General features: G+C 72.1%; 16 protein-coding genes and 1 pseudogene. 6 read left to right on the top strand and 11 right to left on the bottom strand.

What is annotated here, in order from left to right; genetic code table 11:
* Positions 1-5: 5 nt before the first annotated feature.
* Both AB0D08_RS05555 and AB0D08_RS05550 read right to left on the bottom strand, forming a co-directional pair.
* Positions 6-755 carry an ABC transporter permease gene (locus AB0D08_RS05555; RefSeq protein WP_199520281.1) on the bottom strand — a complete coding sequence of 250 codons (750 nt, stop codon included), beginning with the start codon at positions 753-755 and terminating at the stop codon, positions 6-8.
* On the bottom strand, positions 752-1,723 hold the full coding sequence (locus AB0D08_RS05550; RefSeq protein WP_359886298.1) for an ABC transporter ATP-binding protein: 972 nt from the start codon (positions 1,721-1,723) through the stop codon (positions 752-754). The genes AB0D08_RS05555 and AB0D08_RS05550 overlap by 4 nt, the downstream gene beginning before the upstream one ends.
* A gap of 298 nt (positions 1,724-2,021) precedes the next feature.
* On the opposite strand from AB0D08_RS05550, the gene AB0D08_RS05545 reads away from it, so the two are divergent.
* The gene (locus AB0D08_RS05545; protein ID WP_359886297.1) at positions 2,022-4,937 is read left to right on the top strand and encodes a BTAD domain-containing putative transcriptional regulator; all 2,916 of its coding nucleotides are present in this window, start codon (positions 2,022-2,024) and stop codon (positions 4,935-4,937) included.
* Between the two features lie 87 nt (positions 4,938-5,024).
* On the opposite strand, the gene AB0D08_RS05540 is transcribed toward AB0D08_RS05545, so the two are convergent.
* Positions 5,025-5,612: a YbhB/YbcL family Raf kinase inhibitor-like protein gene (locus tag AB0D08_RS05540; RefSeq protein WP_359886296.1), complete on the bottom strand. Its 588-nt coding sequence runs from the start codon at positions 5,610-5,612 to the stop codon at positions 5,025-5,027.
* A gap of 138 nt (positions 5,613-5,750) precedes the next feature.
* Here AB0D08_RS05540 and AB0D08_RS05535 point away from each other — a divergent pair, with 138 nt between their 5' ends.
* Entirely contained in the window at positions 5,751-6,716 is a 966-nt protein-coding gene (locus tag AB0D08_RS05535) for a helix-turn-helix transcriptional regulator (protein ID WP_359886295.1), read from the top strand.
* Positions 6,717-6,798: 82 nt separating this feature from the next.
* Positions 6,799-7,575, top strand: a complete 777-nt coding sequence (locus AB0D08_RS05530) for a hypothetical protein (RefSeq protein ID WP_359886294.1) — start codon at positions 6,799-6,801, stop codon at positions 7,573-7,575.
* Between the two features lie 73 nt (positions 7,576-7,648).
* Here the strand turns inward: AB0D08_RS05530 and AB0D08_RS05525 are convergent, their stop codons facing one another.
* From AB0D08_RS05525 to AB0D08_RS05500, 6 genes are all read right to left on the bottom strand, one after another.
* On the bottom strand, positions 7,649-8,587 hold the full coding sequence (locus AB0D08_RS05525; RefSeq protein ID WP_199520280.1) for an MBL fold metallo-hydrolase: 939 nt from the start codon (positions 8,585-8,587) through the stop codon (positions 7,649-7,651).
* Positions 8,588-8,960: 373 nt separating this feature from the next.
* Positions 8,961-9,770 (bottom strand): xanthine dehydrogenase accessory protein XdhC, encoded by an 810-nt coding sequence (gene xdhC, locus AB0D08_RS05520; RefSeq protein WP_359886319.1) that lies wholly within the window; start codon positions 9,768-9,770, stop codon positions 8,961-8,963.
* A gap of 1 nt (position 9,771) precedes the next feature.
* Positions 9,772-12,213, bottom strand: coding sequence for a xanthine dehydrogenase molybdopterin binding subunit (xdhB, locus tag AB0D08_RS05515; RefSeq protein ID WP_359886293.1), 2,442 nt, complete (start codon positions 12,211-12,213; stop codon positions 9,772-9,774).
* On the bottom strand, positions 12,210-13,673 hold the full coding sequence (locus AB0D08_RS05510; protein WP_359886318.1) for an FAD binding domain-containing protein: 1,464 nt from the start codon (positions 13,671-13,673) through the stop codon (positions 12,210-12,212). The genes xdhB and AB0D08_RS05510 overlap by 4 nt, the downstream gene beginning before the upstream one ends.
* A gap of 714 nt (positions 13,674-14,387) precedes the next feature.
* Positions 14,388-15,440, bottom strand: coding sequence for an alpha/beta hydrolase (locus AB0D08_RS05505; RefSeq protein ID WP_033819155.1), 1,053 nt, complete (start codon positions 15,438-15,440; stop codon positions 14,388-14,390).
* 912 nt (positions 15,441-16,352) lie between these two features.
* Positions 16,353-17,051, bottom strand: a complete 699-nt coding sequence (locus tag AB0D08_RS05500; protein WP_033819153.1) for a GntR family transcriptional regulator — start codon at positions 17,049-17,051, stop codon at positions 16,353-16,355.
* A 160-nt stretch (positions 17,052-17,211) separates the two neighbouring features.
* On the opposite strand from AB0D08_RS05500, the gene AB0D08_RS05495 reads away from it, so the two are divergent.
* From AB0D08_RS05495 to AB0D08_RS05485, 3 genes and pseudogenes are all read left to right on the top strand, one after another.
* Positions 17,212-17,751, top strand: coding sequence for a YbhB/YbcL family Raf kinase inhibitor-like protein (locus AB0D08_RS05495; protein ID WP_359886292.1), 540 nt, complete (start codon positions 17,212-17,214; stop codon positions 17,749-17,751).
* Positions 17,752-17,759: 8 nt separating this feature from the next.
* Positions 17,760-18,437 (top strand): annotated as a pseudogene (locus tag AB0D08_RS05490) (metal-dependent transcriptional regulator); the annotation flags it as partial.
* A 16-nt stretch (positions 18,438-18,453) separates the two neighbouring features.
* Positions 18,454-20,136, top strand: coding sequence for an AfsR/SARP family transcriptional regulator (locus AB0D08_RS05485; protein WP_359886317.1), 1,683 nt, complete (start codon positions 18,454-18,456; stop codon positions 20,134-20,136).
* Positions 20,137-20,358: 222 nt separating this feature from the next.
* Here AB0D08_RS05485 and AB0D08_RS05480 read toward each other — a convergent pair whose 3' ends face one another.
* Together AB0D08_RS05480 and AB0D08_RS05475 are read right to left on the bottom strand one after the other, a co-directional pair.
* Positions 20,359-21,624: a multidrug effflux MFS transporter gene (locus tag AB0D08_RS05480; protein WP_359886291.1), complete on the bottom strand. Its 1,266-nt coding sequence runs from the start codon at positions 21,622-21,624 to the stop codon at positions 20,359-20,361.
* A 3-nt stretch (positions 21,625-21,627) separates the two neighbouring features.
* Positions 21,628-22,272, bottom strand: coding sequence for an NAD(P)H-binding protein (locus tag AB0D08_RS05475; protein ID WP_359886290.1), 645 nt, complete (start codon positions 22,270-22,272; stop codon positions 21,628-21,630).
* Positions 22,273-22,287 lie beyond the last annotated feature (15 nt).

The following is a 22,287-nucleotide window of genomic DNA, read 5'->3' as shown; positions in this document are numbered from 1 at the left end:
GGTACTCATATCCGGGCATGACGATAGGCCATCACGGCCACCCCCGCCGCTCCCAGCGTGGTCAGCAACAGGGCGAGGACGTGGAGCAGGACCGGGCCGTGGCCAAGTTGCGAGAGCCCGAGCTGCGCGAGGTGGTAGGTGGGCAGGAACTTGGCAATCTGCCGCATCACATGGGGCAGGAACTGGATCGGGATCCACAGGCCGGAGAGCACCGCGAGCGGGAAGAGCAGCGCGTTGAGCAGCGCGATCGTCGCGTTGGTACGGAAGCGCAGCCCGACCGCGACGCTGATCAGCGTGAACGGGACGGTGCCCAGCAGCAGCACCAGCGCGACCCGCAGCATCGCCCACACCGAGGCGTGCAGGGTGCCGAACGCGGCGGCCGCCACCCCCATCAGCAGCAGCACGCCGACCCCGTACAGCAGTGCGGCCATCGCCTTCGCGCCGAGGCTGATGCCGATCGGCACCGCGGAGACCCGTTTCATCCGCAGCCAGCCCAGGTCGCGGTCCTGGGCGACGCCGATGCCCGGTTGCAGCGCGGCCACGGTGATCACGCCGTAGGTGCCGAAGGTGGCGACCATGGCGGTGCCGGCCGAGATCCCCTGGGTGGTGTCGTGCCCGTAGAGCAGGTTGAACAGGACGAAGAAGCCGACCGGCATCAGGATGCTGAAGAACAGGGAGGTGGGTTCCCGGACGATCGCGCGCAGCTCGTCGCGCAGCTCGACGCCGAACACCCGTACCGTCAGCCCGGCGTTCACCCGGTCACCTCCGCCGCCCGCTGCGAACCGTCCCTGCCGTACCCGCCGTCCGTGCCGGTGGCATCCGTGCCTTCGTCCGCGCGGTCCGTCAGCGCGAGCACCGCCTCCTCCAGTCCGGCGTCCTGGACCCGCAGGTCGGACAGGTGCGGGTCGCGGTCGAGCAGGACGCGCAGCAGGTCCTCGGGTGAGCGGGTCTGGATGCGCGACAGCTCGTGCTCAGGGGTCACGGACAGTACTCCTGGTAGTTGCTCCAGTTCGGACCGGTCGAGGCCGGTCCGGACGGTGACGGTGCGGTCCGGCAGCCGCGTGACCAGTTCGTCGGGCGGTGCGTCCGCCAGGACCCGGCCGCGGTCGAGCACCACCACGCGGTCGGCGACCGCGGCGGACTCCTCGATCAGGTGGGTGGTGACCAGGACCGCGGTGCCCTGTTCCCGGCGCCGGGCCAGGATCTGCCAGAAGTGCCGGCGGGCCACGGTGTCCAGACCGACCGTCGGTTCGTCGAGCACCAGCAGGGCCGGTTCGGTGACCAGCGCCATCGCCAGCTGTACGCGCTGCTTCTGGCCGCCGGAGAGCTTGGCGACCCGCCTGCGCCGCAGGTCGGTCAGGCCGAGCTCGTCCAGGACCGGGCCGGCCGCGGCCGCGCGCAGTCCGCCGCGTACGGCGGCGCCGGTGACCAGCTCGTGGACGGTGAGGGTGTTCGGGAAGCCGAGGGTCTGCTGTGCCACGCCGAGGCGTCGGCGGGTCGCCGCGCGGCGCGGGTCGCTGCCCAGGATGCGGACCGTGCCCTGCTGCGGGGTCAGCAGCCCGACGGCGAGCGTGACCAGGGTCGACTTGCCTGCTCCGTTCGGCCCGAGGAGGGCGACGCACTCCCCCGGGTCCACTCCGAGGTCCACGCCGTCCAGTGCGACGGTCTCCCCGTAGCGGTACCGGAGTCCTTCGGCGGTCAGTACTGCCGCTGTCGTTCCCATGCCCACCATGCTCCCCTTCCGGCCGCGGGAGGAGGTAGTGATGGCCCGTCACCGGCCGGTGATGACAAATGTCAACGATGCGGGGCCGGCCGTCCGCGGGAGGGTGCGTTCCGGTACGGCTGGGTACGTCCTGTCGGGAGTGCTGCGCCCGCCCGCTCCGGTGATACATATTTTGTTCATATTCATGTATTTATGATCCGGTCTGTCGGATACTGCGTCTCACCCGACCACGTCAGGCAGCCAAGGGCAGACCGTGCCAGCGGGGGCGGCGTGGGGGGCGCTGGACTGGGGGTGCGGCATGCACGACGAAGACGTACGATTCGCGGTTCTGGGCCCGGTACGGGCCTGGCGGGGGGACACCGAGCTGGACCTCGGACAGCCCCAACAACGGGCCGTCCTGGCCGCACTGCTGCTGCGCAAGGGCGCCCACGTCACCTTGGACGGCCTGGTCGACGACGTCTGGGGGGAGACCGCCCCCGCGACCTCCACCCGGCTGGTGCGCACCTACATCTACCGGCTCCGGCTGGTCCTGGGCCGCGCCGGGAGCGGCCACATCAGGTCCGTCGGCGGCGGGTACGTCCTGGAGGCCGGACCCCGGCGCTGCGACCTGACCCGCTTCGGCCACCTGCTCTCCCAGGGACGCGCCGCACGCACCGGCGGCAACCCGGCCCGAGCGGTCGGCCAGTACGCCGAGGGCCTGGCCCTGTGGACCGGGACCGCGCTCGCGGGCGTCCCCGGCCCCTACGCCGACGCCCAGCGCACCAGGCTGAACGAGCTGCGGCTGAGCGCCCAGGAGGAACGCCTCGCCTGCGCCGTGGCCCTCGGCCGGTACGACCACGCCGCCGCCGAACTCGCCGCACTCGTCACCGAACACCCGCTGCGCGAGCAACTGCGCGAACTCCAGATGCACGCGCTCTACGGCGCGGGCAGACGGGCCGAGGCGCTCAGCGTGCTGCGCGAGACCGAACGGCTGCTGCGGGCCGAGCTCGGCGTCGACCCAGGCCCCGGACTGCACGCCATGCACCGGCGCATCCTGAACGCGGACCCCTCCCTGCTGCCACCCGTACCAGCGGCGCCCGGCGCCGCCGCCCCGCTGCCCGCACCCGCCCGGCCGCCGGCCGCACCCGCACAGGCCGGCGCCGCCGCCAGGCCGATGCCCGTACCCGCCCAACTACCCCACGACCTGGTGCACTTCACCGGGCGCGCCGGACAGCTCGACGAACTGAGCACCCTGGCCGGACAGGCGGGCCGCTCGATGGTGGTCGCCGCGATCGGCGGCACCGCGGGGATCGGCAAGACCGCCCTGGTCGTGCACTGGGCCCACCGGGCGGCCGGGAACTTCCCCGACGGCCAGCTCTACGTCAACCTGCGCGGCTTCGACCCGACCGGCACCCCCGTGCCCGCCGGGACCGCGATCCGCGGGTTCCTCGACGCACTCGGGGTACCGGCCGCGCAGATCCCGGCCGACCACGAGGCGCAGACCGGGCTCTACCGCAGCCTGATGGCCGGCCGGCGGATGCTGGTGGTGCTCGACAACGCCTGCGACCCGGAGCAGGTCCGCCCGCTGCTGCCCGGCTCGGCCGGTTCCATGGTCCTGGTCACCAGCCGCAGCCAGCTCGCCGGCCTGGTCGCCCGCGACGGCGCCCACAGCCTCACCCTGGACCTGCTCACCCCGCAGGAGGCCCGCGACCTGCTCGCCCGCCGACTGGGCGCGCGGCGGGTCGCCGCCGAGCCGGCGAGCGTCGGGGAACTGATCGACCTGTGCGCCCGGCTGCCGCTGGCCCTCAACATCACCGCCGCCAACGCGGCCGCCCAACCCGCCTTCTCCCTCGCCGTGTTCGCCGCCCAACTGCGCCAGGACCACAACCGGCTGGCCGCCCTCGACACCGGCGACGTGACCTCGAACGCCCGCGCAGTCTTCTCCTGGTCCTACCGGACCCTCGCCCCGGCCACCGCCCGGATGTTCCGCTTCCTCGGCCTGCACCCCGGGCCGTACATCACCGTGCCGGCCGCGGCCAGCCTCGCCGCCGTCACCCGCGAACAGGCCCGCACCGCCCTGGACGAGCTCGCCCGCGCCTGCCTGCTGACCGAATCCTCCCCCGGCCGCTACACCTGCCACGACCTGCTGCGCGCCTACGCCGCCGAGCAGTCCGGCGTCCACGACAGCCCGGCGGAACAGCACCGGGTGGCCCGCCGGACCCTCGACCACTACCTGCACACCGCCTATCCCGCCGCCCGCTTACTGGCCCCGGCCCGCGAGCAGTTGCCGCTCTCCCCGCCGGGCCCCGGCGTGCTGCCGGAGACCCTCGCCGACAGCCAGCAGGCCTGGTACTGGTTCAGCACCGAGCACCGGGTCCTGCTGGCCGCGCTCGCCCAGGCCGAGACCCGCGGCATGGCGGCCGAGGTCTGCCAACTCGCCCGACCGCTCGGGGTGTTCCTGGAACACCGGGGGCAATGGCACGACTACCGGGCGGTCCGGACCAGCGCCCTGGCCGCTGCCCGCTGCCTCGGCGACCTGGCCGAACAGGCCCGCGTGCACCGCCAGTTGGCCCACCTGTCGCTGCTCGTACGGGCCTACCCGAACGCCCGCAGCCACCTCGACCTCGCCATCGAGCTCTACCGATGTCTCGACGACCCGCTCGGCGAGGCCAACACCCGCCACGGCCTCGCCCTCCTGCTGGACCGCCAGGGCCGCTACCGGGCGGCGCTCGACCAGGCCCGCCAGGCCCTGCCGCTGTACCGCGCGTCCGGGGAGCGCCGCGGCCAGGCCGGCATCCTCAACGCCATCGGCTGCATCCACGCCCGGCTCGGCAACCACCGCCAGGCCCTGGACTCCTGCCGGCAGACCCTGGAACTCCACCACGGACTGGACACCGAGGACTTCGAGGCCACCAGCCTGGACAGCCTGGGCCACGCCCACCACCACCTCGGCCACCACCGGCAGGCCATCGAGTGCTACCACCGCGCACTCGACCTGTTCCGCCGCGACCGCCACGTCCTGCACCAGGCCGACACCCTCACCCGCCTCGGCGAGACCCACCGCGCCGCCCGCGACCCCGAGTCCGCCCGCGACGCCTGGGAACAGGCCCGGCTGCTCTTCCAGGACCTCCAACTCCCCGACGCCGAACAGCTCCGCCTGAAGCTGCTCGAGCTGCGCAGCAGCAAGCCCGTACGCGCCACGGCCCGCACCACCCTGCCGGCACACAGCCTCTGAACCGGCCGGCGTCCGAAGCGGCCGGGCGGGCCGCCACTCGCGGGTGGTCGGCCGGGGTGGGGGTGCCCGCGGGCACCCCCCTTCCGGTCAGCGGCGGGCCGTGCCGGTCAGTCGGGCCTGGGCGATGATGTGGCCCGACATCGTGAAGGCGGCGACGGTCGGCGGGGTGTCGGCCGGCAGTTGCAGACTGGGCACGTCCAGCGCGTACACCGAGACCTCGTAGTGGTGCAGGACGTCACCGACCGGCGGGCAGGGGCCCAGGTAGCCGGTCCGGCCGGCCTCGTTGGTGCCCGCGACCGCGCCGGCGGGGAGCGGCCGGCCCAGGCCCGTGGTGTCGGCGGGGAGGTCCCAGACCAGCCAGTGCCAGAACCCGGCGCCGGTGGGCGCGTCCGGGTCGAACATGGTGACGGCAAAGCTCCTGGCGCCCTCCGGTGCCCCGCTCCAGGCCAGCTCGAACTGCCGGTTGGGGCCGGCGCAGCCGAACGCGTCGGCCCAGGCGTCGTCCGGCAGGGCGCCGTCGGCGTCGAAGTCCGGACTGGTCACGGTGAACCGCGCGACGCCCTCCGGGACCCCTCGCCGGACGGGACGGTAGCCGAAGGCGTCCGTGTCCACGGGGTCGGCCGCGATGGTGGTGGCGGGAGCGGCATCGGCTGCGGCGCGGGTGGTGCTGGTCATCAGGTCCTCCTCGAACGGGTTGCTCGGTTCCCACGATCACCAGGCACCGGGCAGCCGGGGAAGGCTCTCCCGATGCTGGTACTCGGGGTGCCAGGCCCCGCGCTGGACATCGCGCGGCGATGCCGGAGGATGGACGACGTGGAGCACCGACCGATACCCAGCCGACCGGCACCGCGCGGACCGGCGCCCCGCCGACCGGCCCCTCAGCGCGCCGAGCTGGGCCAGTTCCTGCGCGCGGTGCGCGCCCGCCTCGGGCCGCAGGACGTCGGGCTCCCGGACACGGACCGGCGTCGTACCCCGGGGCTGCGGCGCCAGGAGGTCGCCCAGCTCGCCGCCGTCAGCATCGACTGGTACATCCGGCTCGAACAGGGCCGGGTCGGCACCCCGGGGGCCGCCGTGCTCGACGCCCTCGCCGAGGCGCTGCGGCTGTCACCGGCCGAACGCCGGCACCTGCACGTGATCGCCGGCAGCCGGTCCCCGGTCGGCGCCGAGGCCTCGCTGCCGGTCGCGGACTCGATGCGGGTCCTGCTGGACGGGATGCCGCTGCTGCCCGCGTACCTCACCGACTTCCGCTTCGACGTCCTGGCGCACAACGCCGCCGCCACCGCGCTCTTCGGCGAGGAGTTCGGCACCGGCGAGGCGGCCAACAGCGCCCGGATGCTGTTCCTGGTGGAGCGGGTACGAGCGATGCAACTGGACTGGACACGGGTCGCCCGCGAGACCGTCGGCCACCTGCGAGCCAACCAGGCCAGGCACCCGGGCGACCCCAGGCTGCGCCAGGTCATCGACGAACTCCGCTCGGAGAGTGCCGAGTTCAGCACCTGGTGGGACGACCACACGGTGCGGCAGCGCGCCCACGGTACCAAGCGCCTGCACCACCCGGTGGTCGGCCCGCTGACCGTCCGCTACGACATGCTGGCCACCCTCCAGGACGGCGACCAGTGCCTGACCGTGGTCACCCCCGCCGACCCCACCGCCGAACACGCCCTACGCGACCTGCTGGTACACCGGGCCACCTCGCTCCCCCGCCCCGACGTACGGCCTCTGGCCTCGCGCACGTCCACAGCCGACGCCGCCACCGACCGTCAGCACGCCCGCTCCTGAACCCGGCAGCGGACGGACGGCAATGCCGACGACGTGACCGCGGTGATGGCCTCGCCATGGTGATCCGAGGAGAACGCACACAGTGATGCAGCAGAGCGCGCGGTCCCGCTTCCGGGCCGCCCTGTTCGGTCTCGGTGAGCACTGGGAGTCCGGCGTCGCGCAACTCGGCGCCCAGGTGGTGGCGGGACTGCCCGCCTTCGGCCACGACACGGCCGCCGTCGCCGCGGCGGCCGGCCAACTCGCTGTCTCGGTCGAAGAGGACCTGTACGGGCGACGGAACCTCGGACTCTGCCTGAAGGATCGCGATGTCCGCCTGGTGGACGTCCTCTGGCTCGCGGACGGCCTCGATGTCCCGGAACAGGTGCAACAGCGGTGGCCGGGCCTGCCCCAGCAGGAGTGGGAGTGCGCCCTCCGGGTGGCCAAACTGGTGCTGTCGGCGCTGGGATCACCCTCGATCAAGAACGACCGGGCGGTCGCCAATCCCGCACGGGACCGGTTCCGAGCCGCCCTGTCGGCCGTGGGCGACCACCCTGAAACGCCACCGCAGAAACTCGCCACGGACCTGACGGCCGGGCTGCTGGCCTTCGGATCGGAGACCCCCGACAACCTCGCCGCCGCTGCACGGCTCCACGTCTCGATCGAACAGGACGAGAACGGCTGGAATGTCGGTCTGTGCATGCGGCAGTCAGGGCTCCGCCTGTCACGGCTCCTGGAAGGTGCACTCGGCAGCCCGCTGCCGCAACAGCTGCTGGAGGACTTCCCGGAGCTCACCCAGGAGGACTCGGACACCGTGCTCACCGTGACCACGGCGATTCTGGCCGCGCTCGAGTCCGACCGCATCGCAGGCAGCCACAGCTGACCGGCCCTGCCGACAGCAGGGCCGAACCCGACCTCGGCCTGTTCGCTGATCTGCGCCGCCTCGCGGGGGTTCGCTACCGTCCACGCTGCGATGCTCGTCGAGGCGTCGCCCCGGCCGCTCCGGGTTCGGGCGCGTCCAGGGGCCGCCAGGCCGGGCCGTCTCCATCCAGCTGGACGTGTCCGAACACCACGCCGGCGAAGTGGACGCCGAAGCCGACCGTGCCGGGCTCCGCCAGCTCGGCGACGAGGCGACGGCGGTGGTCGGCGGCCAGGGCGGGGTCGTGGTCGAAGGCCGAGGACCAGTCGGGGTGGTCGATCTGGATCGGCGAGATCACGGCGTCGCCAAAGGCAATCAGGCGTCGTCCGCCCCCGGTGATGACGTACTCGGCGTGCCCGACGGTGTGGCCGGAGGCGACCCGCACGCGGACGCCGGGGAAGACCTCCTGCCCGTCCGTGATCGTCCGTACGTGCTGCGCGAGGACCGCGGCCTGCTCGGCCATGCCCTGGGCCTCCAGGAGGTCGCGCCGGTCCCACTCCGGCTCGGAGATCAGGTAGTCGGCGTGGGCGAACACGGGCCGTTCGCCACCAGGAGCGGGATGGCAGGCCCAGCCGAGGTGGTCGAAGTGGAGGTGTGTGAATGCCACCGCTTCGATGTCCTCTGGGCTGCAGCCGAGTTCGGCCAGACTGCGCGGCAGCGCACCTCCCCGGATCGCGCCGAGGGGGCCGTCGGGAGCCTCGTACGCCCGCGGGCCGAAGCCCGCGTCGATCAGCAGCGCGCGGTCGCCGTGCTCCACCAGCAGACCACCGACGCTCCCCACCAGGCGGCCGGTGGCGTCCAGGTGCTCGGGATGTGCGGCCCACACCTCCTCCGTGGTGTCCTGGAGCAGTTGCAGCGGCCGGAGCCGCACATCGCCGTCGGGCACGTACGACACCTTGGTGTCACCCAGCCATATCGAGCTGATTCCCGCCGGTCGACGCAGTCGCTCGTCGTGCTCGTCCCTCAAGCCACTCATGGATATCCTTATCTGATTTGTCATCAGCCAACCGGCGTCGCCCCTACATGCCCGCCACGAGGTCGGCCGGGAGGCCACCGAGCCCGTTCTCGGAGCCACACAATCGCGCTGCGCCCCCGACCGACGATCACCGCGTCGCACAAGGTGCCCATCGCCCGCATCCCGTGTACCAGGCTCTGCCGGCGGTCCGCTCGAGGACGGGTCGGGGCCCGGTGCCTCACGTACCTGCCCGCTCGCCCCGTTCGACGTCCATACCGACGAGCGAAGCGATCAGTGCCCCGGCGGCGACGATGTCCGGCCGGTGGAAGGACAGCATGGTGGTGCTGTCGTCGCCGGCAAACGATCACCCCGTCTTCGCGAACGCAGTGGAGGATCAGTTCCCTTCGGCTTCGAAGGTGCGCAGCAAGTCGGCAGCGACGCTCACGGCAATGGTCGCTGGATCCTTGCCGGTGATGTCGGCCAGCCCGATCGGGGTCTTGATCCGATCGATGCTGGCCTCGTCGTGGCCGCCCTCGGTGGCGAGGCGCTTGCGGAACCGCACCCACTTGGCCGCCGACCCGATCAGCCCGATGGAGCCGAGATGGGTTGTGCGCAAGGCGGCGTCGCACAGCGCGGCGTCCTCGGCGTGATCATGAGTCATGATCAGGACGTGGGTGCCGCGCGGCAACTCCGCCAGCACCTCCTCGGGCAGCAGCGGCGTGTGATGCACGGTCACCTGCGCCACCGCGTCTGCCAGCACGTCGAGCCGCTCCTCGGTGAGGATGTCGGAGCGGGTGTCGATCAGATGGAGGTCGAGGTCCTGACGTGCCAGGATGCGCGCCAGTTCCAGCCCGACGTGCCCGACGCCGAAGATCGCCACCGCTCGTACCGTCGGCAGCGGTTCGAGCAGCACCGAGACCGTGCCGCCGCAGCACTGCACGCCATGCTGGTTGACCACCTTGTCGTTCAGGGCGAAGTCGATCAGCTCCGGCTCAGGCTTGGACTCGGCGATCAGCTCCCGCGCCCGGTCGATCGCGACGGCCTCGACGTTGCCGCCACCGATCGAGCCCCACGTCTCGGTCTGCCCCACCACGAGCTTTGCACCGGCGTCGCGCGGCGCATGGCCGCGCACGGTCGCGACGGTCACCAGCACGCCGGACTCCCGGCGTGCTCGCAGCCGTGCCACCGCGGCGACCCACGTCATGTCAGGCACCGCTCAATGCTTCAGCACCGGATGGGATCCTGCCGCTGGCGATGTGCCCGTTTCCGGCCTGGCTGCTGGTGGCAGACGCGTTGCGGGCGTGACCGTCGCGGGAGGCATCGCCCTGGCGAGCCGCCTGGATCGCCCAGTAGACCGCCTCCGGCGTCGCGGGCGAGGCCAACTCGACGCTGACACCGCTGGGCCCGAAGGCGGCGGCGGCCTGCCGCAACGCTTCTCGCACCGAGAACGCCAGCATCAGCGGAGGCTCACCCACCGCCTTGGACCCGTACACCGCGCCCTCTTCGGTGGCGTTCTCCAGCAGCGTGACATTGAACTCCTCCGGCATCTCCGAGAAGCTCGGCAGCTTGTAGGTGCTCGCGGCCTGGGTCAGCAGCCGGCCGCGGTTCGGCCCGTCACCGGCGTCCCAGCGCAGGTCCTCGAGCGTCAGCCAGCCCGCTCCCTGCACGAATCCACCCTCGACCTGACCGATGTCGATCATCGGGGACAGGCTGTCGCCGACGTCGTGCACGATGTCCACCCGCCGGATGCGGTAGGCGCCGGTGAAGCCGTCCACCTCCACCTCGGCCGCGGCGGCGCCATGGGCGAAGTACTTGAACGGCGAGCCGCTGAACGCCTTCGCGTCCCAGTGCAGACCCTCGGTCCGGTAGAAACCGGCCGCCGACAGCTGAACCCGCTGGAGGTACGCGGTGCGCACCAGGTCGTCCCAGGCCAGCTCCTTGTCGCTGCCCAGGGCACGGGCGACGCCCTCGACGATGCGTACATCCGAAGCATTCGAACCCAGCTGGGTGGCGGCCACCTGCAGCAGCCGGTCGCGCAGTTGCTCGCAGGCGTTCTTCACCGCCGCACCGTTGAGGTCCGCCCCGGCGCTGGCGGCGGTGGCAGAGGTGTTGGGCACCTTGTCCGTTCGCGTCGGGGCAAGCCGCACCTTGTGCAGCGGGATGCCCAGGGTGGTGGCGGCCACCTGCAGCATCTTGGTGTGCAGGCCCTGGCCCATCTCGGTGCCGCCGTGGTTGATCAGGACCGAGCCGTCCTTGTAGATCAGCACCAGCGCGCCGCCCTGGTTGAAGGCGGTGAGGTTGAACGAGATTCCGAACTTGAGGCCGGTGATCGCAAGTGCCCGCTTGGTGTTCGGGTTCGAGGCGTTGAAGGCGGCGATCTCGCGCCTGCGATCGGTGATGCCGGCGTTGTCCTGAACCTGTTTCCAGACGGCGGTGATCCGTTCGGGGTGGAGGACCGGCTGTCCGTACGGCGTCGACTGACCCTGCCGGTAGAAGTTGCGCTCCCGCAACTCCATCGGATCCAGGCCGAGCAGCGGCGCGCACCGGCCCATGATGTCCTCGATCACCAGCATGCCCTGCGGTCCGCCGAAGCCGCGGAAGGCGGTGTTGGAGACCTTGTTGGTCCTGGCGATGCGACCGGCGATGCGCGCGTTGGGAATCCAGTAGGTGTTGTCGATGTGGCACAGCGCACGGGCCACCACCGGCTCGGAGAGGTCCAGGCTCCAGCCGCCGTCCGCGGTCAACGTGGCGTCCAGGGCCTGGATGCGGCCGTCGGCGTCGAAGCCGATCTTCCAGGTGGCGTTGAAGCCGTGCCGTTTGCCGGACATGGTCAGGTCCTGAGTACGGTTGAGCCGTACCCGAACCGGCCGACCGGTCAGCCTGGCGCCGAGCGCGGCGACGGCCGCGAACCCGTGCGGCTGCATCTCCTTGCCGCCGAAGCCGCCGCCCATCCGCAGGCACTGCACGGTCACCTCGTGGCTGTGCAGACCGAGCACGTGGGCGACGATTTCCTGGGTCTCCGAGGGATGCTGGGTGCTGCTCTGGACGAACACCTGCTCGGCCTCGTCGATGTGGGCCAGCGCCGCGTGCGTCTCGAGGTAGAAGTGCTCCTGATCGGAGAACTGGAACTCGCCGGTGAACACGTGCGCGGAGTCGGCGAAGCCCGCGTCGACGTCGCCGGTCAGCATCACGGGCCGGGCGCCGTGAAAACTGCCCGCCGCGATCGCCTCCTGCAGGGTGATCAGTGAGGGCTGTTCGTCGAGTTCCACCTCGACGGCCGCCGCACCGAGCCGGGCCGCTTCCAGGGTCTCGCCGAGCACCCAGGCGACCGCGTGGCCGTGGAACATGACCTCGTCGGGGAACAGCGGTTCGTCGTGCTTCATCCCGGCATCGTTGACGCCGGGCACGTCGGCACCGGTCAGCACACGGACGACACCGGGTACGGCGAGCGCGGGCTCGGTGCGCAGCGCGGTGATCCGGCCGTGGGCCTTCATGACCTGGACCGGGTAGGCGTGCAGTACGTCCTTGGTGCGATGGATCAGGTCGTCGGTGTAGAGCGCGGTGCCGGTGACGTGCAGGACGGCGCTCTCGTGCGGCACCGGGACGCCGACGACGGGCTTTTCGGGGCGTTCGGACAGCTGGCTCATGACGACACCGCCTCGGTGGTCCGTGCGTACAGCTTCAGCAGGCTCTGGCCGAGCATCGCGGAGCGGTAGGCGGCACTGGCGCGGTGATCGTTCATCGGGGTGCCCTCGGCCTGCAGCACCCGGGCCGCGGTCTCGACGGTCTCCGCCGCCCACGGCCTGCCCTCCAGCGCCGCTTCGGTGGTGAGCGCGCGGATCGGGGTGGCAGCCACGCCGCCCAGGCCGATGCGTGCCTTGCGGACGATCCCGTCCTCGACGTCCAGCGCGAAAGCGACCGCCACGCTGGAGATGTCGTCGAAGCGCCGCTTGGCGATCTTGTGGAAGGCCGTGACCGGCGACAGCGGCCGCGGGATGCGCACCGCGCGGATCAGCTCGCCGGGGCGGCGCACGCTCTGCCGGTAACCGGTGAAGTAGTCCGCCAGCGGGACCTCGCGCTGACCGTCGGCACCGGCGAGCACCACCGATGCCTCCAGCGCCAGCAGCACCGGCGGGCTGTCACCGATGGGCGAGCCGGTACCCAGGTTGCCGCCGAGAGTCGCGGTGTTGCGGATGAGCCGGGATGCGAACTGCGGGAACAGCTCTGCCAGCAGCGGGATGCCGCCGTCGAGGTGGCGCTCGATCTCGGTGAGCGTCAGCGCCGCCCCGATCTCGATGTGGTCGGATTCGACTCGCAGTTCGCGCAGTTCGGACAGCCGGTCGATGGCAATCACGCAATCCGCCCGGCGGGAACGGATGTTCACCTCCACACCCCAATCGGTGGAGCCGGCGACCACCACCGCGTCGGGCCGCTCGCGCAGCAGCTGCAGTGTCTCGGCCAGGGTGCTCTTCCGCAGGAACTCGCTGTCGTCCTGGGCGTATTCGGTGGCAACCGGTGCCGGCGGGGACTGCTCGCGACGCTGTGCCAGCGGGTCCTCGTCGGTGGGCATACCGACGGCGAACGCGGCATCGCGAATCGGGCGATAGCCGGTGCAGCGGCACAGGTTTCCGCTCAGCGCGTGCAGATCGAAACCGTTCGGACCCTGCTCGTGGTCGGTACTGTCGGCCGGGTCCGCGTGCGCGCAGCGGTCGGGCCGGTAGTACTCGGCAGCCATGCTGCAGACGAATCCCGGTGTGCAGTAACCGCATTGGGAGCCGCCGCGGACCGCCATCTCCTCCTGCACCGGGTGGAGGGTGGGCGGCTTGCCGGGTTCACCGGCGGTGGCCAGACCTTCGGAGGTGATGATCTCCTGGCCGTCGAGCGCCGCGACCGGGACCAGGCAGGCGTTGACCGCCACCCAGTCGGTGGGCCTGTTCACCCCGGGACGGGCCACCAGGACCGAACAGGCTCCGCATTCACCCTCGGCGCAGCCCTCCTTGGTGCCGGTGAGGCCGCGCTCGCGAAGAAAGGCCAGCACCGTGGTGTTGGGCGCAGCCGGTGAGATCGGTGCTTCTTTCCCGTTGACCGTGATCCGCGCCGCTACCATGACAGGCCTTCGTTTCGGTGCACGGTCGGTCGATTCATCGTCTTCGCCAATTTCAGGCAGCTTCCTGTATTCAGACTCGCCACGTGAGAGGAACGGGCGCAAAATGGCACGCCACAGCGGCGTGGCGGGAGGTCACGTGAGAGGAGCGGGCGGCGCAGGACGGCAGGTCACAGCGACGTTCCGGGATGGTTCCGGGAGGTTGCGACGGGAGGCCCGGAATGTGCCACGCCCGGGCACATCAGAGACGGCGTACTCAGCAGCCGTGCGCGATCCGCCCCGGAACCCAGACCGTGCGGCGGGCGAGGCGACCGAGATCGGAGTTGGTGTACATCCGCTGGTCGCCTCCTTTCGGCGATTATGGGTCGACTTCCACCGAAAACTAGTGGCTGGGGCCACCGAGGTCAAGAGGCTCACCCTGGTCGATCATCCAGGGGCGTACAGGGCCACGGTGCGATCACATCGGGAGTGCTCGTGCCCCGAATCGGCCCACGCTTGGATCGTGACGTTCCGTCCGGTCCACCGATTCGGCCGCCTCCTGGTCGGCCGGCTGCGACTGCTGGCGCGGTCCTCCGCGGCCAGAGACGTGGGGACACTGGCGCTCCGGCCCCGCTCGCGGCCGGCGGTCTCGGCCGGAGCACTCGGCGGAGCGCTCGCCCGAGGCGCGCCGGCGAGCGGACTCCTGCCCCCGCCAGCGCCCCGGGCAGACGCCGAACCTCAGCCCGCTGCCAGCGCCAGCCGAAGCGCACCGGCCGCCTCCGCCGTCGCCTCGCGGAAACGCCGGCCGACACCCAGGAAGTTGATGTACCCGTGGATGAGGTCCGGCTGGCGGCTGAGCGCGACCACCACCCCCGCGTCCACCAGCCGCTGCGCGTATGCCTCGCCCTCGTCGCGCAGCGGGTCGAAGCCTGCCGTCGCGATGTACGCGGGCGGCAGTCCGGCCAGGTCGGTGGCGAGCAGCGGCGAGAGCCGGGGATCGGTACGGTCCACGCCTTCGGGCGCGTAGTGGTCGGCGAACCAGTCCATGTGCCTGCTGGTGAGGAAGAACCCGTCGGCGAAGAGCTCACGCGAGCGCCGGTGCCTCGACGCGTCGGTGGTCGGGTAGAACAGCAGCTGGAACACCGGCATGGGCCCACCGCGCCGGGCGGCCAGCTGGGCGGTCACGGCGGCCAGGTTGCCGCCCGCACTGTCGCCGCCGACCGCGATCCGCGCCGGGTCGCTGCCGAGGTCGGCGGCCTTGGCGTGGGCGAAGTCGAAGGCGGCCAGCGCGTCGTCCACGGCCGCGGGGAAGATGTGCTCGGGAGCGAGCCGGTACTCGACGGACAGCACTCGCACGCCCGCCCGCTGGGCGAGGAACCGCGCGGTGTTGTCGTGGCTCGTCCGGGTACCGAGCACCCAGCCGCCGCCGTGGAAGAAGACCAGTAGCCCGGACGGCTCGGCGAGCCCGGCCGGCGTGTACAGGGTGGCCGGCATCTCGCCGTACTCGACGGGGATGCGGATCTCCCGCGTCGCCACCGGCTCGATCGGCGCGCCGCTCACCAGATGCCGCCCCAGATCCAGCGCCGCCCGCGAGTGCGCGACCCCGCCGGGGCTGACCAGGTGGGTGCCCGAGAGCTGCTGCAGACGCAGCAGCAACTGCGCGTCCAGCGCCAGCTCCTGGCCGTCCCGCCGCACCGGCGCGCCCGCGATCAGCCTCCGCAGCGGGCCGGGCAACGCGTAGGCCGCTTTCACGGCCGCCGCCTGGACCCGGACCTGGAACGGAATCGTCATCGTGCCTCCTGGCGCGCCCGCCGAGCAGTAGGGGTTCCCCACCGCGAACGTACCGGTTGGTAGCAACCTTGAACAGAGACTCCGCCCGCGCCCGCCTCACCCTCGCGGACCTTGAGAGGCGTGCGTCCGGCCCCATCCCCGGCTGCCGGTTCGACCCGGGTCAGCACGTCGAGACCTGCCGCTCGGCCCCCGCATACGCCGACGCCACCCGCTCGCCCGCAGGCAGCTGTCGGACCTCGACCGTCACCGAGCCGCCCGGCTCGAGCCTGCACAAGAGGTCTGCGAGCACGCCGTTGGCGCCGCCCGGTGCGGCCGGGCTCTGCGTCCCCATTCTCATGTCACGCCGGTCGGCCACAGGCCCACCTACCGTGCGTGCCGCGCCTTGTGGACCGCGATCAGGTCGCGGTACCAGGTGTAGGACGCCTTCGGCGTGCGGCGCTGGGTCTCGACCAGGCCGAAGCGCTGGCGGTAGCCCTCAGGCTGTCAATTTACGACCTGGTGCGTGAAACCCGATTGCCGAGACGCCACCCAAAAGGTGGGACCACCGACGTCCTGGGAGGCGCGGGTCAGGCAGAGGCGCGCTCCAGCAGGCCGCCGCGCTTCCCAGGTGCGAACACGAGCTGCCAGCCGACCGCGGTCGCCAGCCCCCAGATCAGCCATCCGACGCCGAGATGCCGTGCGAAGACGCCGAGCGCCAACAGCAGGCGGGTTCGGGTGCGCGAACCCGCGGTAGGCGGTCGCGACCTCCGCCGGGGCGTCGATGCGCCTGAGCCGTCCCCGGGCGGCGACGCGGCCCTCACGCGACAGGTACTGGTGATTGAGGATGCTTTGTGGCGTTTGAAGTGGGTTTTGGTCGGAGCGACCAGGTCCGGCGACTTCACCTGTCCGGGACGCCTCCAGCTGGGCCAGGCCTCAGGTGTGGTTCGCGGGTCCGTGGTCGGGGCAGTCGGTCAGTGCGTTCGCGGTCAGCGCGAGGTGCTGCGTGAGTAGTTCGGCGGCGGTGTCGGCGTCACGCGCCAGCGTTGTCTCCTCCAGCCGGCGGTGTTCGGCGATGCCGTCCCGGCCCGGGGCGCGGTGCGCCGACCAGCGGCGGGCCAACTCGCTTGCGGTCCACATCCGGTCGAAGGCCTCCAGCAGGACGGCGTTGCCGCAGCCTTCCAACAGGGTGCGGTGGAAGGCGCGGTGGGCTTCGGCCCATTCGGCGCTGTAGTACTCGCCCTCCCCTTCCGCGTACGCAGGGGTGCGGGCCAACCGGTGGTGGGTGGCCCGCACGCGGGTCTCCCAGTCGACGTCGCCGCGTTCGATGGACATGCGCAGCATGACCGGTTCGATGGTGCGTCGGGCTTCCGCGATCTCCTGCCAGCGGCGGTCGGAGAAGGCCGGAACGGCGAAGCCGCGGTTGGGGAGACGGTCGGCGAGGCCCTCGCCGACCACCCGCAGCAGCGCCTCGCGCACGACGGCCAGGCTCACGCCCTGTTCCTTGGCGAGCTCCTGCGGCTTGAGGGCGTCGCCGGGGACGTACTGTCCGCGCATGATCGCGTCGCGCAGGCGTGTGTAGACCTGCTCGGAGAGCATCGGCTTCCCCGAGGCGGCCGCGGTGTGGGTCGTCATGCCACCACCATAGACGATCTGGAAAATAATCGATTATTGCTGCTATGGTCGATTCGAAGTCGTCGCCGACATGCGGCACCGCCACCGCTGCGCGCCGGACGGCACTCGGGCGGACCCCTTCGCCGGCCGCCCGCAACCCGCTCTGAAAAGGAACGATGCAATGAGCACCAACAACCCCTTCGCCCGCCTCCCGGAGGCGGCGTCCTTCACCGTCACCAGCACGACCGTCACCGACGGCGCCGCATGGTCGGTCGAGCAGTACTCCGGCCTCTCCGGCATCCCGGGAGGGAAGGACGTCTCTCCGCAGCTGTCCTGGAGTGGCGCCCCGGAAGGCACCCGTAGCTACGCCGTCACCGTCTACGACCCCGACGCGCCAACCGGCTCCGGGTTCTGGCACTGGGCGGTCGCCGACATCCCCGCCACCGTCACCGAGCTGCCTGAAGGCGCCGGCGACGACACCGGCTCCGGCCTGCCCGCGGGCGCGTTCCAGCTGCCCAACGACGCCCGCATGGCCCGCTTCATCGGCGCCGCCCCGCCGGCCGGCCACGGCCCGCACCGCTACTTCATCGTGGTGCACGCCCTCGACGTCGACACCATCGGCGTCCCCCCCGACGCCACCCCCGCCGTCCTCGGCTTCACCATGGCCGGCCACATCCTCGGCCGCGCCGTCCTGACCGCCACCGCCGAAACCCTCGCCTGACCAGCAGCATGTCTCAACTCATCGACACCACGGAGATGTACCTGCGCACCATCCTGGAACTCGAGGAGGAAGGCGTGGTCCCCCTGCGTGCCCGCATCGCCGAGCAGCTGAACCAGAGCGGACCCACCGTCAGTCAGACCGTCGCCCGGATGGAGCGCGACGAACTGCTGCACGTCGCCCGCGACCGGCACCTGGAACTGACCGACCGGGGCCGCCGACTGGCCACACGTGTCATGCGCAAGCACCGCCTCGCCGAGTGCCTGCTCGTTGACGTGATCGGCCTGGCATGGGAACAGGCCCACACCGAAGCCTGCCGCTGGGAACACGTGATGAGCGAAGCCGTCGAACGCCGCGTCCTGCACCTGCTGCAACACCCGACCACGTCCCCCTACGGCAACCCGATCCCGGGCCTGGAGGAGCTCGACAGGAAGAACACCACGGGACTGTCCCCCGGGGAGGGAACGAAGGGATTGATCAGCCTCGACGACTTCGGGCGGGCCCCGGACGGCGCGAGCGCGGTCGTACACCGCATCGGAGAGCCGATCCAGGCCGATCTCCGGCTGATGCACACCCTGCGCCGCGCCGGGGTGCAGCCCGGCGCCGTCGTACAGGTGACACCGTCGCCCGACGGCGTCACGGTCGCCACCGCACAAGGGGCCGCGGACCTCCCCGCACGGGCCGCCGCGCAAGCCGCCGCGCGTCATCGTCACCGAAGGTCCCGGCTACGCGCTGCGCCTGCCGCGAGAGCACGTGGACGTCCACCAGTTCCAGGACACCCTGGCCCGGGCCCGCCGCACCCCCGACGCGGTGACCGACCTCGGCACGGCACTCGCGGCCTGGCGCGGACCCGCCTACGCCGATGTGACCGGCTCCCCATGGGCGCAGCGCGAGCAAACCCGGTTGGAGGAGCTCAGGTTGGACGGGGTGGAACTGCGCGCCCGCATCCTCCTCGACTCCGGGGAAGGGGCGGATCTCGTCGCCGAACTGGGGGCCCATGTCGCCGAACACCCGTGGCGCGAGCCGGCCTGGGAGCTGGTTGCCCGCGCGCTGTACCGCGCGGGCCGCCGGGCCGACGCGCTGGCCGCCCTCCGCCGCGCCCGCGCGATGCTCGTTGGCCAACTCGGACTCGACCCCGGTGGCGACCTTCAGCGTCTGGAGAGGGACATCCTCAACGGGTCCGCGCGCGCCGAAGGAGCACATGCCGCGTGGACCGGCCCTGGTGTCCGGCTCGGCACGCGCACCACCGTGGATCTGGCCCGCACCCTCGCACTGGCGGGTGGCGACGCCCTCGTCCACTCGCGGCGCGATCGCCTCGCCGCCATCGAGGCAGCGGAACGCACGGGCGACCTCTTTCTGACCGCCCGCATCATCGGCGCCTACGACGTGCCCGCCATCTGGAGCCGGGCCGATGACCCGGAGCAGTCCCGCGCCGTCGTCGCTGCTGCCGAGCGCACGCTCACCGGGCTCGGACCAGGCGGCCCCGCCGACCTGCGCGCCCGCCTCCTGGCCACGGTCGCCGTCGAGAGCCGCAGCGCCGATCTGTCCGGGACCGAGCTGGAGCACGCGCAACAGGCGGCGCGTCAGGCGGAGGAGCTGGCACGGGATCTGGCCGATCCAGCCCTGCTGGCCTTCGCCCTCAACGGGGTGTTCCTGCAGTCCTTCAGCGGCCCCGGGCTCGCGGCGGCACGGGACAGGACCGGGGCCGAGATCCTCGAGTTGTCCACCCGGCACGAGCTGCCGAACTTCGCCGTACTCGGCCGACTCGTCCGCCTGCAATCCGCCTCGGCCCTCGGCGACCTCGAGGCCGCGACCTCGCACGCCGATGCAGCCGACCGGCTCGCCGCCACCACCGAGGCGCCCCTCGTCCCCGTCCTCACCGGGTGGTTCAGGGCCCGGGCCGCGGCCGCCCGCAGCGCCGAACCCGGCGGACCGACCGCCGCCACGGCAGCGGCGCACTACCGCGCGGCCGAGGACACCCTCCGGACGGCCGGAATGCCGGGGCTGCACCGCGGCCTTCTTCCGCTCGCCCTGCTGGGACTGCGCCTGCTGCACGACCGGCCCGCGCCCACCGACCAGCACCTCGACTGGGGCCCGTACAGGCCGTGGACGCGCCCCCTCGTGCTGCTCGCCCAGGACCGGGTCGAGGAGGCCCGTGCCACCCTCGCCGCGGTGCCCGAACCACCGCGTGACCACATGCAGGAGGCCATGTGGTGCCTGACCGCCCGTGCCGCCGTACGCCTCGGCGAGCGCGGAATCGCCGCCCGCGCTGCGGCTGCCCTGCGTGATGCCTGTGCAGAACACGCCGGCGCCGCCAGCGGCATGCTGACCCTGGGCCCGGTGGCGCGGTACCTGGCAGAGGCGGAGGCATGCGCCGGAACGGGGTGAGCGACCGCCGTCCGCGAGCCCCGGGCCCGTCCGCGCTCACCTCACGGCCCGCGGGATCAGGTCGCCATGACGTTCAGGGGCGTCCGTGGCCGACACCGGGCAGTCGCGATGGCCTCGGCGCCACGCGCGATGGTCCACCTGCTCAACCCTCGTGCCCCCGCTCTGCGCGAGCTTGAGGTGATCGTGCCGGGGGAGGACCGCGACCCGTGCCGCCGGCCCGATTCACCGGATGCCGGCTCGTCCGCGATCGCTGTGCCGGCGCGGTCGCCGGTGCCCGGCAGGTCCTCGGCGAGCCGGCCTGCGGGTGCGCTCACCGGGCGTCGACCGGGTGAGGACGCCGAGTGTGAGCAGGGCGAGCGCCGGCAGCACGGCGACGATGATTCCCATCGGCAGGGCGTCGGTGGCGCCACCCGCGCCGGCCAGCGGAGCAAGTGCCGCGCCGAACATGAACTGGCTGAAGCCGAGCAGAGCGGCGGCCGACCCGGCGTGTCCGCCGTGGTCGGCCAGGGCCTGGGCCGCGGCGTTCGGCATGACCAGGCCCACGCTGGAGACCAGGACGAACAGGCCGATCAGGAGCATGGGCAGGGGTGCCCGGGTCAGCACCGCGCCCAGGACCGTGGTGCCACCGGCTGTCGCGCCCAGCAGACCGGCGCGCAGCAGCACGCGGGCGCCGGCCCGGGCCACTAGCCAGCCGCTGATCCGGGCGGCCGCGATGAGTCCGGCGGCGTTGACGGCGAACACGGCGCTGTACTGCTGCGGTGACAGGCCGTGGATTTCCTGCAGGACGAACGGCGAGCCGGAGATGTAGGCGAACATCGCCGCGAAGACCAGGCCGTTGGCCAGGACGTACCCGGTGAAGACCCGGTCGCCGAGCAGCTGCCCGACGACAGCCGGCAGCGGCTGGCGTGACGCGGAGGGCCGGGTCTCCGGCAGTCCTGCGGAACAGGCCGCCAGCATCACGGCGCCGAGTACGGCCAGGGCCACGAAAATTCCGGGCCAGGCCGTGACGCGCAGTAGCTGGCCGCCGAGGACCGGCGCGAACACCGGCGCCAGGCCGGTGATCAAGGTCAGTGCGGAGAAGAGACGTGCGGTGCGGGTTCCGGAGGTGCGGTCGCGGACCATGGCGTTGGCGATGACGATGCCGAACGCCCCGCCGATGCCCTGGACCAGGCGTAGGCCGACGAAGGTCCGGACGTCGGGTGCCACCGCGCAGAGCGCGCTGGCGATCGTGTAGAGGGCGAGGCCCGCCAGCAACGGACGCCGCCGGCCGTAGGTGTCGCTCAGCGGCCCGGCGATCAGCTGCCCGATGGCCAGCCCGGCCAGGCAGGCGGTGATGGTGAGCTGGGTGGCCGCGGCGCCGGCGCGCAGGTCGCCGGCGAGGTCCGGCAGTCCGGGCAGGTAGCCGTCGATGGACAGTGGTCCCAGGGCCACGAGCGCTGCGAGCAGGACGATGAATCGGGTGTGTCGGTCGGCGGCGTCGTTGCTCATGGCTCAGTACGCCACGGTGATGCGGCGGCGGATCGCAGTGCCGCTCTCGATCGTGTCGGCCAGGGCGATCGCGTAGTCGGCGTAGGAGATGCGGCTGTTGCCGTCGTCGTCGGTGAGCAGGGTGTCCCCGGCGCTGCGGTAGACCCCGGTCCGCTCGCCCGCTGCGATGACCGCGGCGGGCGACACGTACGTCCAGTCGAGGTCGTGCACGCCGCGGTAGAGGTCGAGCGCTTCGGACTGGGCCTGGGCGTTGGCCTTCCACAGCGCGGGGAAGTCCGGGTCGTCCATGACCCGGGCGCCGGTGGGCGTGCGCAGGCTGCCGGCACCGCCGATGGTGACCAGGCGGGTGACGCCGGCTCGGCGGAGTCCGTCGATCAGCGCACGGGCGGCATCGACGATCGTGGCGCGGTCGTCCTCCTGGCCGATCCGGGGGCCGACGGCCGACAGTACGGCGTCGTGGGAGGCGGCGAGGCCGGCGACCGCGGCGGCGTCGGTGACGTCACCGGTGGTCACGGTCAGGGCCTTGTGCTCGAGTCCGTCGACGTGGCCGGCCCGGGTGACCGCGGTGACGGTGTGGCCGCGCCGCAGTAGTTCCTCGGTGGTGGGCCGGCCGATGTTGCCGCTGGCACCGAACAGGACGATCTTCATGTGTTGCTCCTTGTT

The organism is Kitasatospora sp. NPDC048540 (genome assembly GCF_040651175.1).
Lineage (GTDB): Bacteria > Actinomycetota > Actinomycetes > Streptomycetales > Streptomycetaceae > Kitasatospora.
Note: the sequence above shows the minus strand (reverse complement) of the source record. Positions and strands in the feature narration are given on the sequence as shown.